The 16994-nt window shown below is 63.7% G+C and carries 16 protein-coding genes; 8 read left to right on the top strand and 8 right to left on the bottom strand.

What is annotated here, in order from left to right:
- Positions 1–91 precede the first annotated feature (91 nt).
- Positions 92–2626, bottom strand: a complete 2535-nt coding sequence (locus tag ACEXP3_RS14600; RefSeq protein ID WP_377297943.1) for a methyl-accepting chemotaxis protein — start codon at positions 2624–2626, stop codon at positions 92–94.
- Between the two features lie 251 nt (positions 2627–2877).
- Between ACEXP3_RS14600 and ACEXP3_RS14595 the strand changes: the two genes are divergently transcribed.
- From ACEXP3_RS14595 to mobB, 3 genes are read left to right on the top strand one after another with little or no spacing between them, the layout of a single operon-like run.
- Positions 2878–3798, top strand: coding sequence for a DMT family transporter (locus ACEXP3_RS14595; protein ID WP_377297942.1), 921 nt, complete (start codon positions 2878–2880; stop codon positions 3796–3798).
- Positions 3798–4430 (top strand): molybdenum cofactor guanylyltransferase MobA, encoded by a 633-nt coding sequence (gene mobA, locus ACEXP3_RS14590; protein ID WP_377297941.1) that lies wholly within the window; start codon positions 3798–3800, stop codon positions 4428–4430. Before ACEXP3_RS14595 ends, mobA begins: the two co-directional genes overlap by 1 nt.
- 1 nt (position 4431) lies before the next feature.
- Positions 4432–4971, top strand: coding sequence for a molybdopterin-guanine dinucleotide biosynthesis protein B (mobB, locus tag ACEXP3_RS14585; RefSeq protein ID WP_377297940.1), 540 nt, complete (start codon positions 4432–4434; stop codon positions 4969–4971).
- A 344-nt stretch (positions 4972–5315) separates the two neighbouring features.
- Here the strand turns inward: mobB and ACEXP3_RS14580 are convergent, their stop codons facing one another.
- Positions 5316–6254, bottom strand: coding sequence for a hypothetical protein (locus tag ACEXP3_RS14580; protein WP_377297939.1), 939 nt, complete (start codon positions 6252–6254; stop codon positions 5316–5318).
- 393 nt (positions 6255–6647) lie between these two features.
- On the bottom strand, positions 6648–9029 hold the full coding sequence (locus ACEXP3_RS14575) for an OmpA family protein (RefSeq protein WP_377297938.1): 2382 nt from the start codon (positions 9027–9029) through the stop codon (positions 6648–6650).
- Between the two features lie 277 nt (positions 9030–9306).
- Between ACEXP3_RS14575 and ACEXP3_RS14570 the strand changes: the two genes are divergently transcribed.
- Both ACEXP3_RS14570 and ACEXP3_RS14565 read left to right on the top strand, forming a co-directional pair.
- Entirely contained in the window at positions 9307–9573 is a 267-nt protein-coding gene (locus tag ACEXP3_RS14570; protein WP_210104895.1) for an usg protein, read from the top strand.
- Between the two features lie 81 nt (positions 9574–9654).
- Positions 9655–10473, top strand: coding sequence for a class I SAM-dependent methyltransferase (locus tag ACEXP3_RS14565; protein ID WP_377297937.1), 819 nt, complete (start codon positions 9655–9657; stop codon positions 10471–10473).
- A 47-nt stretch (positions 10474–10520) separates the two neighbouring features.
- Here ACEXP3_RS14565 and ACEXP3_RS14560 read toward each other — a convergent pair whose 3' ends face one another.
- Complete coding sequence (locus tag ACEXP3_RS14560) at positions 10521–10715, bottom strand: hypothetical protein (RefSeq protein WP_377297936.1); 195 nt, start codon at positions 10713–10715, stop codon at positions 10521–10523.
- A 163-nt stretch (positions 10716–10878) separates the two neighbouring features.
- Between ACEXP3_RS14560 and ACEXP3_RS14555 the strand changes: the two genes are divergently transcribed.
- Positions 10879–11439 carry a DinB family protein gene (locus ACEXP3_RS14555; protein ID WP_377297935.1) on the top strand — a complete coding sequence of 187 codons (561 nt, stop codon included), beginning with the start codon at positions 10879–10881 and terminating at the stop codon, positions 11437–11439.
- 3 nt (positions 11440–11442) lie between these two features.
- Positions 11443–11853: a CopD family protein gene (locus ACEXP3_RS14550; protein WP_377297934.1), complete on the top strand. Its 411-nt coding sequence runs from the start codon at positions 11443–11445 to the stop codon at positions 11851–11853.
- 55 nt (positions 11854–11908) lie between these two features.
- On the opposite strand, the gene ACEXP3_RS14545 is transcribed toward ACEXP3_RS14550, so the two are convergent.
- Genes ACEXP3_RS14545 through ACEXP3_RS14530 form a run of 4 tightly spaced genes read right to left on the bottom strand, consistent with a single transcriptional unit; the run spans position 11909 to position 15830 of the window.
- A complete protein-coding gene (locus ACEXP3_RS14545; RefSeq protein WP_377297933.1) occupies positions 11909–12760 on the bottom strand; it encodes an ABC transporter ATP-binding protein in 852 nt (283 codons plus the stop codon).
- 19 nt (positions 12761–12779) lie between these two features.
- A complete protein-coding gene (locus ACEXP3_RS14540; RefSeq protein ID WP_377297932.1) occupies positions 12780–13610 on the bottom strand; it encodes an ABC transporter permease subunit in 831 nt (276 codons plus the stop codon).
- Between the two features lie 50 nt (positions 13611–13660).
- Positions 13661–14836: an FMNH2-dependent alkanesulfonate monooxygenase gene (ssuD, locus tag ACEXP3_RS14535; protein WP_377297931.1), complete on the bottom strand. Its 1176-nt coding sequence runs from the start codon at positions 14834–14836 to the stop codon at positions 13661–13663.
- Positions 14837–14864: 28 nt separating this feature from the next.
- Positions 14865–15830, bottom strand: coding sequence for an aliphatic sulfonate ABC transporter substrate-binding protein (locus ACEXP3_RS14530; RefSeq protein WP_210104887.1), 966 nt, complete (start codon positions 15828–15830; stop codon positions 14865–14867).
- Positions 15831–16082: 252 nt separating this feature from the next.
- Between ACEXP3_RS14530 and ACEXP3_RS14525 the strand changes: the two genes are divergently transcribed.
- Positions 16083–16994, top strand: coding sequence for an NAD(P)-dependent oxidoreductase (locus ACEXP3_RS14525; protein WP_508436198.1), 912 nt, complete (start codon positions 16083–16085; stop codon positions 16992–16994).

Genomic DNA, 16994 nt, shown 5'->3' with positions numbered 1-16994 from the left:
TATCGACCTGGTTCTGACTTGGCGTCAGAAAAACGAAAAAGCCGCCGCAGATCACGCCGCGACGGCTTTGCTGACATCAGAAAGTCGTGGGTTACGCCGCCCACTCCCGCCGTGCCCCGCCCGACACCGGCTCACTGGTGCGAAAATGCTCGATCTTTTCCGACAGTGCCTCGACGCGGCCGCGAAGACCGTGGATTTCGGCATTGTTTTCCTCGACCATGGCGGCATTGCGCTGGGTGATCAGCTCCACCTCGCCGAGCGCATGGGTCACCTCGTTGATGCCGACGGACTGTTCGCCGGTCGCGGCCGAAATGTCTGCGACGAGCTTCTGCACGGTGCCGATATGGCCGATGATTTCGCTCAGCGCCTCCCCGGTCTGCTCAACCAGCTGCACGCCGTTTTCCACCTGCCGGGCGCTTTCGGAAATCAGGCCCTTGATCTCCTTTGCAGAATTGGCGCTGCGCTGGGCAAGCTCGCGCACCTCCTGGGCCACCACCGCAAAGCCGCGGCCGGCTTCGCCCGCACGCGCCGCCTCGACGCCGGCATTCAGCGCCAGAAGATTGGTCTGGAAGGCGATTTCATCGATCACGCCGATAATCGTGCCGATCTTTTCCGAGGAGCGGCTGATCTCGCCCATCGCCGTAATGGCAGTGGTGACGACCGCCCCGGAACGGGTGGCGAAGGCTTCGGTCTGGTCAACCGATTGCGCCGTGCGCTTGGCGCTTTCGGCGGTGGCGCTGACGATCTGGCCAAGCTGGCGCAGCGCCCGCGTGCTCTCCTCGAGCGCTGCGGCCTGCTGCTCGGTGCGGCGGGCCAGATCGTCGGCGGATGCGGCGAGATTGCCGGTGCCGCTGTCGATATCCCCGGCCACCAGCCGGACGTCCGAAAGGGTCGCGCGCAGCGTTGCCACGGCGCGGTTATAGGTGCGGGCCATTTCGACGAATTCCGCCGGCAGGTCCTCGCTCATCTGGCGTTCCAGGTCGCCATCGGCCAAAAGGTTGAGCACATCCGAGAGCGCGGAAAGCGCCACGCGCTGTTCGTTGGAGATCCGCGCCCGCTCGGCCGCGCGCCGGTCGGCCTCGGTCTGGCTTGCGGTGCGCGCCGCATTGGCTTCCTCTTCCAGCCGGACGTTTTCGAGCGCCGCATCGCGAAATACGCTGACCGAGCGCACCATGTCGCCGATCTCGTCGCCGCGCTCGCGCCCGTCGATCTTGACCTCCAGGTCGCCGCTCGCGAGCCGCGTCATGATGTCGGTCACCCTGCGCAGAGGCCCGCGCAGCGTCTCCACCAGCATCAGCGCCCCGATGATCGCCAGAAGCGTGCCGATCACGGTGGCCGCGACCGACAGATTGGCCGAGCGCTCGCTGTCCTGCTTGCCGGCCTCCTGCGCCTCGGCTACGAAATTCTTCAGCCCTGCCATGCCGTTTGCCAGCGTTTCCTCAGCCGTCGTGCGAGCCCTCTTCCACTCACCGGAGAGCTGCAGGATGATCTCGCTGTTGCGGGTCAGCTGGTCGAGCTGCGGCGCAAGCTGCGGTGCAAACTCCCGCATGACCTCGTTCTTGACGCCAAGCGTGCTGACATTGCCGCTGGCCGCCGTCAGCCCGCGGATATCGGCCAGAACCTCTTCACGCGCCGGCATGGTAAGCGTCACCCGCAGCCGCTCGGTATGCAACTGCAAGAGGTCGGTGAGCTGCAGGGACTTGCCGATTTCGGCAAGCAGGCTGCGCATCAGCTGCACGTCGTCTTCCAGGTTGGCAAAGCGGTCGGTGGCGGTGGCCGTGCTGCGCAGGACTTCCTGTCGAAACACCTCCTGCACCGGCGCAAATGCTGCCACGGCCGCGCGCACCGCCGCTGCCTTTTCCGGTGTCGGGAGCGGCCCGGCAATCAGCTCCTGCAGTTTTTGCACCTGCAGCTTTACGCCGTCCACCATGCGGGCGGATTTGGTCGTGCCGCGACCCTCGAGCTTCGGGAACTGCTTTTGCAGCACGCCGAGATAGGCGGATGCGGCCTTGATCGTCGTGTCGTCCTCGGCCACGCCGCGAATGGCATCGACAATGTTTTCGATATGGCGGTCGACCGTCTTCAGCACGAAGGCATCAAACAGAGCGCCCTTGGCAAAGCGCTCCTTGCTTTCCGCTTCCTGGCGCACGGTGGTGATCTGCGCATTGACGGAGGAGGCCTGCGCGCGGATCCCGTCGACGCCTGCTTCCATCGCCTGTTCGGCCCGGGTCATCTTGCGCCGGATCTCCCAAAGGGCCGCCGTCTGCTGTTGCAGCGCCGGCGCCGTCTGGCGCACCACCTCAAGCCGGCCCTGGTCGGCATCCGAGAGCTGCAACCCGTCAAGCGTCGTGACGCCCTTGCCCAGGCGGTCGATGCCTTCGCGCAGGCTGGCGAGATTGGCGCTTGAGGAATCGGCGAAGAACCCCAGGAGATCGGCCTGCAACTCTTCGAAGTCGCCGATGTTTTCAATGGTCGCCCGGGTCACGGTCATGTGGCCGTTCAGCATCCGTGCCGTATAAAAGCCGGCAAGACCGACACCCGCGATCAGCAGGATCAACGGTACGACGAAGAGCAGGACCTTGGTAACGATCCGGCGGCTCTGCAAGAGACGGTCCAGGAATGACATCGCACTACCCCGTGCTGCAACCCGGTCTGCCCGCATCGGCACCGGTCACGCGTCATTCCACCTCATGCGGAACGTCGGCAAAACTGGCCCATCAGCTATTGCGCATTCGTTAACATACGACGCCCTCTGCCCATTTATGGGATAAAATACGACTATTAGTCGCAGCGGTTGCACGGACGGCTGGTCCACTTCCCGACGATGCTTTAAGCCCTTGCTAAAATCAGCTCGAAAATCCGTCTAGGGAATTGGAAATGCCTCTGTCACCGAATGCGCGCGGCGCGCTGATGATGACGCTTGCCATGGGGGTCTTCACCACCAACGATGCCTTCGTGAAAATGGTAACGCCGGAAATGAATGTCGGCCAGATCATGTTTCTGCGCGGCACGATGACGCTGGTCATGCTGGTGATTCTGGCCCGCCATTTCGGGCTTCTGTACCGGATCCGGCTGATGTTTTCACCCATCGTCATCCTGCGCTCCGCCTTCGAGATCGGGGCGGCCGTTACCTATATCTCGGCGCTCGCCCATATCGATCTGGCCGTGGCTGCCACCATTCTCCTGTCACTGCCGCTCGCCGTCACCTTTGGCGCCTGGGCTGTCTTCAAGGAGCCCGTCGGCTGGCGGCGCTGGGTGGCCATCATCGTCGGCTTCATCGGCGTGCTGATCGTGCTGAGGCCAAGCCCGGAGGCTTTCGTGCCAGCCTCGCTGTTTGCCGTGATTGCCGTCCTCTTCACTGCCGGGCGCGACCTCACCACGCGGCGGATCCATACCGGTATCCCGACGCTGCTGGTTTCGCTGTTTGCGGCGCTGACCAATACGCTCTTCGGCGCCATCCTGATCATTCCGATGGGCGGCTGGAGCCCGGTCAGCGCCTCCGCGCTCGGGCATCTCGCCATTGCCTCGCTGCTTATCCTCGCCGGCTACCAGACCATCGTGATTGCCATGCGCTCCGGCGACATCTCGCTGGTCGCGCCCCTGCGCTATACCAGCCTGATCTTTTCGCTGACGCTCGGATTCTATTTCTTCGGCGAGCGCCCGGACGGCTATATGGCGATCGGTGCAAGTCTCATCGTCGCCTCCGGCCTTTATGCCTTCTACCGCGAAAAGCGGCGAGTCCGCAGCCTTGCCGCCAGATCCATCCGCCCGACGGCAAACATTGACGAGGGGACATGATGCCGGACCAGCCTCTTCTCCACAAACCGCCGGGCGTCATCCTGGCCGGTGGCCGCTCGAGCCGCATGGGGCGAGACAAGGCCCATGTCCTGCTGGGGGATCAGCCGCTCCTGTCCCACGCGGTTGCGCGCCTTGCCCCCCAGCTTTCGACACTTGCCATCAATGCCCCGGAAGGGTTTACGCTCCCGGCCGATCTGCCCCGTGTGCCCGATACACTGCCCGGCCAGCGCGGCCCGCTTGCCGGCATTCTGACGGCCCTTCGCCACGCCGCATCCACGGCGCCGGCCGCGCATCATGTCCTCTGCGCTCCCGTCGATAGCCCATTCCTGCCAAAAAATCTGGTCGAACGCCTGCAACAGGCCATCGACGAGGGCCACGAAATTGCCGTTGCCGCCTCGCGCGGCGCAGAACACCCGGTCTGCGGCCTCTTTCCTGCGAAAATCGCGGATGCACTACAGGCCTTTCTCGAAGGCCCGGAAAACCCGAGGGTCAAAGCGTTTCTCGCGCGCTATGACACGGTGACGGTGGCGTTTCCGGATCAGGCAACGGGTATCGGCCCGCTCGATCCCTTCCTCAACGTCAACACGCCGGACGACCTGCACATCGCCCATCGCTATCTTGAGGCACTCTGACATGACGGCACCCGACGAAAAGCCACGGATCTTCGGCATTTCCGGCTGGAAGAATTCCGGCAAGACCGGCCTTGCGGTGCGACTGGTGGAGGAACTGACCCGGCGCGGCTTTCGCGTCTCTACCGTCAAGCACGCCCATCACGATTTCGATATCGACAAGGTCGGCGCCGACAGCTACCGCCATCGCCAGGCCGGCGCCCATGAGGTGGCGCTGGTGTCCGGCACGCGCTTTGCCATCATGCACGAGCTGCGCGGAGCCCCCGAGCCGAGTTTCGAAGACATTCTCGCCCGCCTTGCACCCTGCGACCTCGTCCTCATCGAGGGCTACAAGCGCGAGCCCGTGCCCAAGATCGAGGCACGCCGGCTGGAGGCGACGAGCCGCGAACCGCTTGCGCCGAGCGATCCCTATATCAAAGCCATCGCGGCCGACCACCCCGTCCCCGACGCCACCCTTCCGATTTTCGATCTGAACGACACCGGCGCCATCGCCGATTTCGTGCTCGACGTGGTGGGCCTTGGCAGGACGGGGCGCGACGCCTGACCCACTGCTCTTGCCTGTCTCGACATGCCTGCCGCTTCACGATGATCGTCGCACAATCCACCACTGCGCCTGGTCCACTCTGTGGCGGGGCCCCCATAACCTCGTATGGTCCAGACCGTAACTGCCATACTCACCGAAAGACTTCGGCAATCCGGCTCAACCACATCCGGCTATGGGCCCGGACCTGAGACCGCTCGACCCGCAATCGGCGCCGAGAGACAAAAGCCGGCAGCGCGAAAGGCGATTTTCCGGGGAGGTCTCCGCCTGTCAGGCTCGATCACGGCAGCCATTGCGACCAACCGCCCATACCGGACTCGCTTCTGTTGCGTAGCCCGGTGCGAAAATCAGCCTTGTGTGGAGAGGGTGGGGTCATATTTCCGCCCCCTCTCCCATAGCACCCTCAGTTTGCGAAGGCGCTTCTTCCACTTTTGCCAGCGGGTCCTGGGCGGCGCATGAGCCTCGGTCCCTCTGCCATTGATCAGAGCGCAATCAATGAAAAGCCGACCGCCACGCCGGCGCACCCCCTCATTAAAGGCCACATGCTCGCAAACTTCACGGCCATCATCGCCAAGCCCCACATAACGGCACCCGGAAATCGCGGAAAACCGATAAAGGCCCAATCCGCCGAAGGCACTTTCTACCTCCACACGCCCTTGATCTGGCGGTAGCGAAAACGAGAGCGCTGTGACGAAGCGCGCAACGGCGTCCTCCCGGCTCATCTCCTTGGGGCGCTCGCGCACCTTTTTCCAGACATCGTCCGGGCAGAGCCTGGCATGACGCAAGGCCCACAGATCGTAATAGTGGTCCGCTTGATTGGCGAAGAGGCCAGCCCAGTCGCCGGTGTCATTTTCGACAAGATTGACCAGATAATCGACGGTAACGGTGGAATTGACGTCATCAAGGTCCAGCAGCAATAGAAAAGCATGCTGAGGATCCGCGACACAGGCTTCGGCGCGCTGCAGAATGGCATTGCGCAGATAGGCCAATCGAGCCGTCCGCTTGCGGTAAGTCCGGCCAATTCCGTCCAAGCTATCAAAATAACAAGAGGAATGTTTTTTAGCGAAAGCCTGGAGAACTTCCTTTGTCCTATCGAGGGAATCGTTTTCGAGAAAGATGAAATGACGACGGGAAAAACGCTCGGCCAGTTTCTCCAGCACCGGAAGCAACCGCGGCAGCGAGTGCGCGCAGTCGCGAGCGAGACCGGCGATTACAATCTCCTTGTCAATCCGCCCTGCTTGCAAAGATCCGCCATCCAGCAATGGCTGCTGAAGCTGCAAGTTCACGGCGCCGTCCCTCTATTCACATTCCGGCCGGAATACGCGGCCATGGCTTGTTCCCTCAGCATTTTGAACCCAACCCTCAATTTCCCCTATGAGCGGCCTGACCGCCCACTTTTGACGGTAGGATAGCCAGGTTCCGGAACAACCGGTAGTCGGGATGCTGTTGCCGCAAGCCTCAGCCACAGCATAATCTTCACCTCGACCGCCTTGGTGGTCTCCTGCCCGACGTGCAAACGCATCCCAGCCCGTACGACCGATGCACCCACACATTGCTTTGCGCAATCTTCATCGCCGCGACATGGTGCTATTGGAGGGCATCATGAGTCGCGAGCCTAGCTCGCGCACGAAAAAGCCGCCGGATCTCTCCGGCGGCCATGATTGCAGTGCAGAAGTGCTTCAGCGATTCTGCGCGACTGGCTTCACCAGTGCGGTGATGCGGCGGATGGTGACGCGGCGGTTCTCCTGCGAGGGGCCCGCTGTATTGACCTTGAGGTAACGCTCGCCATAGCCCTGCGTCGTCATGTTTTCCGGCGGAATGCCGTAGACTTCGCTCAGCACGACCGCCACCTGCTCGGCGCGCCGGTCAGACAGCACGAGGTTGCTCTCGTCGGAGCCCACGGCATCGGTATGGCCTTCGATGAGGAAGGTTTCGCTCGGGTCCTTCTTCAGCACCTCATTGATGGCATCGGCCACCTTGCGCAGCGAGCGGGCCTGGCTCATCGGAATGTCGGCGCTGCCCGTTGCAAAGGTGATGGTATCGAGATCGATACGGCGCACCTTGTCGCGGATACGGGCGGAATAGCGCACCTCATCCAGCGAATAGACCCGCTCGACGCGCTCCACTGGCGGCTGTTCCAGGAACTGGTAATAGTCCCGGTCCGGATCCGTCGAGGTGTCGATGATGTACTGGCTGACAGGAATCGTCAGACGCATCGGCGGCAGATCGTAGGCCGGGTCGCGCCATTCATAGTCGGGGCCGCGGTCATCGCGCTGGTCGCCGGCGTAGAACAGGACATATTCACGACCGTCCCGCCCGATGCGCGAGCGCTGCACCACGTCGCCATAACGGTCGCGGATCGTCACGATCTGCACGCCATTGTCGCGATCAATGATTTCGCGGGTCCGGCCGCCGGGCAGGCGCTCGTATTCCGGCGTATAGCCGCTGTCGTAGAAGCGACGGCTGTCGTCGTGGCGGACGATGGTGCGGTTGTCGAAGTTGATGATGATACGGCCGTCATCGGCCGGACCACCGACATTGCGTCCGTCGAAACCGGGCGGCAGGTCGTAGCGCGGGCGTTCGCGCATCCGCTCGCCGCGTTCGGCGGTAATCGCCTCGATGCGCACCGGCGGTGCGGCACGGCCGGCAGGGCCCGCCTGGGCATCGGCATCCGAGCGCGGCGGGGGCGGCGGCGGTGCGTTCGGATCAACGACCGGGACCGGTCCACCCCGCGGACCACCGTCGCGCGGCCCTGCCCCACGCGGTCCGCCGTCTCTTGGCGTACCATCACGCGGGCCGCCATCGCGGGGGCCGGCAGGGCGCTGGCCGGCTACCGGCGGCGCTTCCTTGGCGCTGTCGAGAACGGCTGCGCCATTTTCCACCGGCAGAACGATCGGCTGCGTGCTGGAGGCCGGATTGTCGGCGATCTTGCGGGCCCGCTCGATCTGTTCAGGCGTCGTCGGCGATGCAACGGTCGGGGCAACAGGGGTTGCGGCCTGGCCCGGTGCTGCCGGCTGGCCGGGAACCGGAGGCTGGCCCGGAACCGGGGGCTGACCGGGAACAGGGGGCTGACCGGGAACAGGCGGCTGGCCGGCAACGGGCGGCTTCGGCACGCCGGGACGAGCAGCGGGTGCGCCTTCAGGCGGCTGTGCGCCAGGGGCCGTCGGGCGGGCGGCGGGAGCCGGCGCTTCGCCGGAGAGCGGCGTGGCAGGACGCTCGGCCGGAGCCGGAGCCTCAGCGGGCGCTTCGCCGGCGGCCGGAGCCGGTCTGCCGGTTTCGCCCGGACGCTGCTGCTGGCGTGCCGGTGCTGCCTCGGACGGAGCGGCCGGTTCTGCAGCGGGCGGATGCTTCGGCTTTTCGCCGGCCGGCGCAGGGGGCGCTTCCGCGGCAGGCTTTTCGGCCGGTGCCGGCTTTTCCGCATCACCGGGGCGCGCGGCAGGCGAAGGCTTGCCGATCGGTGCCGGCTTTTCGGCCGGTGCAAGTGCAGGCTCTGCCGGCTTTTCACGCGCAGGCTTTGGCGCGACCGGCTTCGGTTCGACGGGCTGCGCGTCGACAGGACGGGGCTCTTCCGGTGCCGCACGGGCCGGCGCCTGCGGCCGCTCGGCGGGCGCTTCCTGCTGGGCGGCACGCGGCTTCGGGGCCGCTTCCGGCGCTTCGCGCTGCGGCTCGGCCTTGGGTTCCGGACGCTGTTCGGCCCTGGGCGCCGGCTCGGCGCGCGGTGCAGGCTCTGCCCTCGGTTCCGGGCGCGGCTCGGCGCGGGGCTCAGGGCGCGGCTCGGCCTTCGGTTCCGGGCGCGCCTCTGCCTTCGGTTCCGGGCGGGCTTCCGGTGCGCCCCGTGCGGCGGGCTCTTCGCCGGCCGGCATCTGGTGGCGCTTCTTTAGTTCCTCGGCGTCGGCCCCATCGGGCCCGCCCGGCTGCGCCTGCACGCGGATGAGATCCTGGGCCATCGCGGCCGGTTGCAGCGGCGGCATGGCGGGCATTGCCAGCGCCTGGGGCACCATCAGACTCATCGAGATCAGCGGCATTGCCACGCTCGCAAGATATCCGGTTCGCTTGGACATGTTTTCTCCTGATCGTCTTTATAACCACTCCCTGTGCGCCAGGTGCGGCGCGCTTAAACGGGAAGCGGTCTGGTTTGTTCCATCATCAGAATGACGCCTCACCGTCTGAACCGCAGATGAACCAGTTTGGCAGCAGCCGTTCAGATAGAGTGATAACATCATGATTTTGCACGGACATTTCGAAATATTACGTCTTGTTAAGCCACGATTAAGCCTGCAGTGTTCCAATTTCGCTGACGCTGCGGCGTCATCAAGGCTCAACTCCAGGGGACACGATATGACACCCGAAATGGACATGATGCTGAAAGGCTACGGCCTCACCACCGCGCAGATCCTCTACCGCCTGCCCGATCATCCCACACTCTTGCAAACCTATATCTGGCAGCATTACGATCTTGCGCCGGATTTTCCCGAAATGCGGGGTTTCCTCAAATTCTGGCAGGAGAAGCTCGACGGGCCGCTGCATTCGGTGCGCTACGTCCATCGCAAGCTGATCGCCGCCAGCGAATGGCGCTCGCTGAAGGGCGAGTTCATCCTGCATTGAGCGCGGGCCGCCGCTTGTCCTTGCCATTGGGTGGCACTTTGCTTAAATCCGGGCGCAACGGTTCGGAAAAAGAAGGCTGCCATGACCAAGATCGACGAAGACGCGCTGGCGGAAGCCTATAACCGGGCTCTCGCCCATGAGAAGGCGGGCGAAATCGATGCGGCCGTCGCCGCCTATGGCGAGGTTCTGGAGATCGATCCGGACGATCACGGCGGCGCCTCGGTGCGCATCGCCTCGCTCGGGCGCGGCGAAACGCCACCCAAGGCGCCCGATGCCTATGTGGAAACGCTGTTTGACCAGCATGCGGAAAGCTTTGAGGATATCCTCGTCGCGCAGCTGGGCTATGACGTGCCGAAAATGGTGCTGCAGCGTCTGCAGGAGCGCGAGCTTGGACCTTTCAAGCGCATGCTCGATCTCGGCTGCGGCACGGGGCTCACCGGCGGCACGCTGCGTGATCTCTGCGAGGATATTACCGGCATCGACATTTCCGAAAACATGGTCGAGATCGCCCATGAAAAGGATCTGTACGAAACGCTCTATGTGGCCGAAATCGAGGATTTCCTCGAAGACAATGATGACGAGCCCTTCGATCTCATCACCGCCACCGACGTGCTGCCCTATCTCGGCGCGCTGGAGCCGTTGTTTTTCGGCGCTGCCGAAAACATGGTCGATGGCGGCATTTTCGTCTTCTCGTCGGAAACGCTTTCCGAGGAAGCCATGGCCGGCCGTCCCTATATGGTCGGCCCCCACCAGCGCTTCGTCCATTCGCCCGCCTATATCCGCGAACGGCTGGCCGATACCGGCTTTTCCCTGATCGAGATGGAAGAGATCAATGTGCGGATGCAGGAGGGCAATCCGAGCCCCGGCCATCTGGTGATTGCCCGCCTCGCCCGGCAGTAACGCGGACGGCTCTTAGCCCTGCACCCGCCTGCGGAATCGACAGGACGCTAGCGAAACAGGGCGGAAAACGCCGCATGGATCACCGTTGCGCCACCGATCGGCGCAACGAAAAGCAGCACGAGATTGACGCAGATGACCCAGAGCATCACCTTCTGCTCTCTTGCCGTCAGCGACCGGCGCCCCGGGTTTTGCGGCGGTGGGTCCGGGAGGCGGCGATAATAGCCGTTAAGGTCGAGAAACATTGCGGGGCCTCTTCTTTTTAAGGCATCTGCCTTGGCTGAGCCTATCGCAAAGGCGACGGCCGGAAAACCCCGCCCGCTCCGCCCCCGCAATGAACCGCGGATCAGAACGGATCTAGCCAGCGCTGCCCGGCCACTCTAAATTGATCGGCAATCGGAGGGGACCATGACACCGAACCGCTATTTCCTCGTCCAGGCCTATAACAATGCCTGGGCCAATCATCGGCTTCTCGGCGCCTGCCGGACGCTGACGCCGCAGGAACTGCAGGTCACCCGCACGAGCTTCTTTCCCTCCATCCTGAAGACGCTGAACCATATCCTGACGGTGGACTGGTTTTATGTGAGCGCGCTTGAAGGCCGGCCGATGGGTCCGTCCGCTTTCGAGCCGGAACTGCCCTTTCTCGACTTTACCGATCTGGAGCGCGAGCAACGCGCCATCGACCGCCGCCTGATCGATCACTGTCGCCAGATGACGCCGGATGATCTTGAGCGCGAGGTTGTCATTCCGCGCCAGACGCATGAGCAGCGTGAACGGGCAGACCGGCTCCTGCTGCATCTCTTCCAGCACCAGATCCACCATCGCGGCCAAGTGCATGCCATGCTGTCGGGCACGCGCACGAAGCCGCCGCAACTGGATGAATTCTTCTGCGCCTCCGCCACCGATCAGGCGCTGCGCCGGGGCGATCTTGCCGAACTCGGCTTTTCCGAAACACAGATCTGGGATTGATCAATGCTGTATTTCCTCTTCAAGGCGCTTCACGTCGCCTCCGATATCATCTGGGTCGGCGGCATGCTGATCAATGCCTTCGTTATCGGCATGGTGCCGGCGCCGATCCGCACCGGCGTCATCAGCGCGCTGCGCCGCTATGACCGGATCGTCACCACCGGCGCGCTCGCCGGCGCCTGGATCTTCGGCCTGATCCTCGCCTTCGGCTATGTCGGCTTTACCGGCGGCTGGCTGCATTTGAAGCTGTTGATCGTCGTCCTCTTGTCCGCCCTCCACGGCATGCAGAGCGCCTGGCTGCGCCGCATGGAGGCCAATCCGCTTCTCGACCCGCCAGCCTTCGTCGCCAAGGGCATGCTGATCGTGCTTGTTTCGGTGGTGATCGTCGTCGGCCTTGCCATCATCAAGCCGTTCTGAGAGGCGGCCGCTTGCCGGGCGAGGCGAATGCGCCTCGCCTACTGCGTCCCCTCACCTACTGCGTTCCCAGGATCGCCGACAGAAGCCGTCCTTCCAGGCGCGCCAGTTCCGGGTCGCCATGCTCGCGCGGATGCGCCTGCGGCACGTCGAGATCGAGCGTCACCCGCCCCTCGTCGAGCACGATCACCCGGTCGGCCAGATGCACGGCCTCGTTGACGTCATGCGTTACCAGAACCGCGGTGAAGCTGAGCTCGCGCCAGACGCGGGACACAAGCTGCTGCATGCCGATCCGCGTTAACGCATCGAGCGCGCCGAGCGGCTCGTCGAGCGCCAGAAACCCCGGCCGGCTGACCAGGGCGCGTGCCAGAGCCACGCGCTGCCGCTGGCCGCCAGAAAGACTGGCCGGCCAGTCGAGCGCCTTGTCGCGCAGATGCATTTCCCACAGCACCTGCTCGGCCCGTGCCCGCGCCTCGGCACGCGAGATCCCCTCGCCGAGCCCCACGCCGACATTGTCGATCACGTTGAACCAGGGCAGAAGCCGCGGCTCCTGAAACATGATGCGCGCCTCCGGCGCAATCGCCCGGCCCTCTTCGTCGGTGAAGACGATGTCGCCGCTGCTTGCCGTTTCCAGGCCCACCAGCAGCCTCAGCAGCGTGCTCTTGCCGCAGCCGCTCTTGCCGACGATCGCCACGAACTGGCCGGCGGGGATGACGAGGTCGATACCGCGCAGCACGCGGTTTGCCCCGAAGCTTTTTTCAGCGCCGCGCAGTGTCAGCGCCGCAGCCTTTGCCGGAGCACCCGGCTGGGGGACCGGCGAAGCGGCCCGGCCGGTCCTCAAATTTGTCCTCGTGTCGGTCTCAGGCTCGGTCAGCAGTGACAGCGTCGTATGGAAGGGGGCAATCGACATGGCGTTCTAACTTTCCGGCTCAGCGTTGATAGGCAGCGTTCCAGGACAGCGTCCAGCGCTCCAGGGACCGGGCGATCACGTCGGCGAGCTTGCCGAGCACGGCATAGATAACGAGTGCCAGCACCACGACATCGGTCATCATGAATTCCCGGGCATTGTTGGCCATGTAGCCGATGCCGGACGAGGCGGCGATCGATTCCGACACGATGAGTGTCAGCCACATGATGCCGAGCGCATAGCGCAGCCCGACGAAAATCGAGGGCAGCGCGCCGGGAAAGATCACCTTGGAAAACAGCGACCAGTTGCTCATGCCATAGATGCGGCCCATCTCGATCAGCCCGCGGTCGACATTGCGCACGCCGTGATAGGTGTTGAGATAGATCGGAAACAGAACGCCGAGCGAGGTGAGAAACAGCTTTGCCTCCTCACCGATGCCGAACCACAGGATGACGAGCGGAATCATCGCCAGATGCGGAATGGTGCGGATCATCTGCAGCGTCGTGTCGGTCAGCTGCTCCGACAGTTTCGACACGCCGTTTGCGATGCCGAGCAGGAAGCCGATCGATCCGCCGATCGCAAGTCCTGCGAGCGCCCGCACGCCGCTCACGAGAATATTATGACCAAGGCTGCCATCGGCCGCTACCGACCAGAAGGCCTGCGTGACGGCAACCGGCGACGGCATCACCCGGTCGGAGATGAGCCCCAGAGAAGATCCCGCCTGCCATAACAGGACAAGGGCCAGTGGCACGGCAAAAGGCAGCAGGCGTTCGCGATCAAGTCTTGGGAGGCGAAGGGAACGAGGCTTCCTGCCTGTGACGGTGCGGCCGGCCTCGATATCGATGCTGGTCATGGCGGGATCTCCTGGGACGGAACGTGGTGGGTGGATCGGCTGGCGCCCTCTCAAGAGGCCGCAACCGCCTTCAGTGTCTGGTGGCCGCCACCGGCAAACACCGCCTTTTGTGAAAATTCCGAGCCAAATCCGGTCGGCTGTTCGGGCCGGGCAATGCCGAGCTCCGGAAACAGCAGTTCCGCCACCCGGTAGGCTTCTTCCAGATGCGGATAGCCGGAGCCGATCACAGTCTCGATGCCGATCTCCTGGTATTCCCGCAGCCTGGCCGCCACCGTCTTCGGCGAGCCGACGAGAGCGGTGCCAGCACCGGAGCGCACCAGGCCGATGCCGGCCCAGAGATTGGGCGAGACTTCCAGACGGTCGCGGCGGCCGCCATGCAGCGCCGCCATGCGCTTCTGGCCAACCGAATCGGACGATTTTTCGAAATGCGCCTGGGCCTTGGCAATCGTCTCGTCGTCGAGCTTGGAAATCAGCCGGTCGGCCGCCTCGAAAGCCTCGTCATCGGTTTCGCGCACGATGAAATGCAACCGGATGCCGAAGGATACCTCGCGGCCCTTGGCGGCGGCGGACTTGCGCACCCGCGCCACCTTTTCCGCCACCTGCTCCGGCGGTTCGCCCCAGGTCAGGTACTTGTCGGCGCGCCCCGTCGAAAATTCGATACCGGCATCGGAGGAACCGCCGAAATAAAGCGGCGGGCGCGGCTGCTGGATCGAGGGAAAGCCGAGACGGGCCTCCTTCGCCTGCACGTATTTGCCGTCGAGATCGGCCTTGCCGGTGGCGAGCAGATCCTCGAACACCTGGAAGAATTCCTCCGCATGGGCATAGCGTTCATCATGCGGATGAAAGATGCCGTCGCCGGCCAGTTCCGCCGGACTGCCGCCCACCACGATATTGAGGAGCAGCCGGCCGCCCGAGATGCGGTCGAGCGTCGAGGCCAAGCGGGCATAATAGGCAGGCGATGCCGTGCCAGGGCGAATGGCGACCAGAAACTTCAGCTTCTCCGTAAACGGCGCAAGCGAGGCGGCGGTCACAAAACTTTCCTCGCAGGACACGCCGGTCGGCAACAGCACGCCGCTATAGCCGAGCCGGTCCACGGCCACGGCAATCTCGCGCAGGTAGCGGTTGTCGGGCGCGCGGTTGAGATCGCTGGCACCGATATAGGTGCCATCGCCGCTGGTCGGAATGAACCACAGGAAGTCGATGGGCTTCTCGGCGTTAAGGGTCATGTATCAGGCCTCCAGGCTGCGGATCGGTTCAGCTGGCCTTCGGGCGCCAGACGATATCGGTGATGGTGAGTTTCTTCGGCAGGATCTTCAGCTCGAAGAACTCGTCCGCCAGCGCCTGCTGATAGGCGATGGCTGCATCCGAAACGGTATCGACGGCACCGAGATCAAAGCCTGCGCGGGTGAGCGTGATGCGGGTCACATCCTCCGGCACGCCGGTGATGGCAGACAGCGCCGGCACGGTCGTGGCGAGGTCGGCCTGCGCCCGCTTGCCGACCTTCGAAAGCTCGCCGAAAATTTCCGGAATGAGGTCGCCATGCTCCTTTGCGAAGTCGCCATTGGCAAGGAAATAGCTCCAGCTGTCGACAATGCCTTCGGCTGTCGTCAGCACCCGCGTCTGCGGATCTGCTTCGGCGACGGCCGTGTACGGATCCCAGATCGACCAGGCGTCGATGCTGCCGGTCTTGAAGGCCGCTGCCGCATCCGGCGGCGCCAGATCGACGAGCGTCACGTCGGAAAGCGACAGGCCAGCCTTGCGCAGCGCCTGTACCGCTACGTTATGGGCGCTCGAGCCGCGTTTGAAGGCAAGCTTCTTGCCCTTGAGGTCGGCAAGCGTGCGGATCGGTGAATCCTTGTTGACGAGAATGGCCGAGCCTGCCGCGCTTCCCTTATAGGTGCCGATATAGACGAGGTTTCCGCGGGCCGCCTGGGCAAACAGCGGCGGCACGTCGCCGGTCGGTCCAAGGTCCAGGGCTCCGGCGCCCAGTGCCTCAAGCAGCGGCGGGCCGGAGGAGAATTCCGACCAGGTGATCTGGACGCCACGGTCGGCAAACAGCTTTTCCAGCGCGCCCTGGCTCTTGGCGAGCGCGAGCACGCCATTCTTCTGCCAGCCGATGCGAAGCGTCTTCGGCAATGCCGCCTGAGCCCCCCGTGCGAGCGGCAATGTCGCGGCCGCCGCCGCGCCCATCAGTCCCAGTACCTGTCTGCGATTGACCATGATCCATCCCCTTCCTGCGTCCGATGTCGGACTTGCACCTTTCAAGCTGCGGCCGTCCGCCGTCGCCTTCTCATGCCCTTATGTTCCATCAACCCATAGAATTGATCGACATTATTTCATTCCGAAATACGCATATATTGGGAGAAATTTTTCCAAGCTTTCCGAGGTTCTGCGCCAAGAAACCCGGAGCGGCGATTTTTTCGATGCGCCGGTCAGCGCTCTGCTTTCACCTCAGACCGCTTTCCGATCCGGATGATTTCAGCTAATCATCGCCCATCACAGTTGGAGCATGACATGGCGAAAGTTGCATTCATCGGTCTCGGCGTCATGGGTTTCCCCATGGCAGGTTATCTGAAGGAGAAGGGCGGCCACGCGGTCACGGTCTATAACCGCACCGCCGCCAAGGCGGATGCCTGGGCGAAAAAGTTCGGCGGCGCATCGGCCCCCACCCCGCGCGCGGCGGCCGAAGATGCCGATTTCGTCTTCACCTGCGTCGGCAATGACGATGATCTGCGCTCGGTCACGCTCGGCGAAACCGGCGTGCTTGCCGGCATGAAGCCCGGCGCCATCCTCATCGACAATACCACGGCCTCTGCCGAAGTTGCCCGCGAGCTTTACGCCGCAGCGACCGCAAAAGGCTGCGGCTTTATCGATGCGCCGGTCTCGGGCGGCCAGGCGGGCGCCGAAAACGGCGTGCTGACCGTCATGTGCGGCGGCGATGCGGAGGTCTTTGAAAAGGCGCGGCCGGTCATCGATGCCTATGCCCGCATGGTCGGCCTGATGGGCCCGGCCGGCTCCGGCCAGCTCACGAAGATGGTCAACCAGATCTGCATCGCCGGCGTCGTACAAGGCCTTGCCGAAGGGATTCACTTTGGCAAGAAAGCCGGCCTTGATATTGAAAAGGTTATCGAAGTCATCTCAAAGGGGGCAGCCGGCTCCTGGCAGATGGAAAACCGCTACAAGACGATGAATGCCGGCACCTACACGTTCGGCTTTGCCGTCGATTGGATGCGCAAGGATCTCGACATCGTGCTGACCGAAGCCAAGCGCAATGGTGCGACGCTTCCCGTCACCGCCGTCGTCGACCAGTTTTATGGCGAAGTGCAGAAGCTTGGCGGCAATCGCTGGGACACGTCCTCACTGCTCGCCCGGCTGGAAAAATAA

This window comes from Neorhizobium fuzhouense, assembly GCF_042611105.1.
In the GTDB taxonomy this organism is placed as follows: domain Bacteria; phylum Pseudomonadota; class Alphaproteobacteria; order Rhizobiales; family Rhizobiaceae; genus Neorhizobium; species Neorhizobium galegae_A.
Note: the sequence above shows the minus strand (reverse complement) of the source record. Positions and strands in the feature narration are given on the sequence as shown.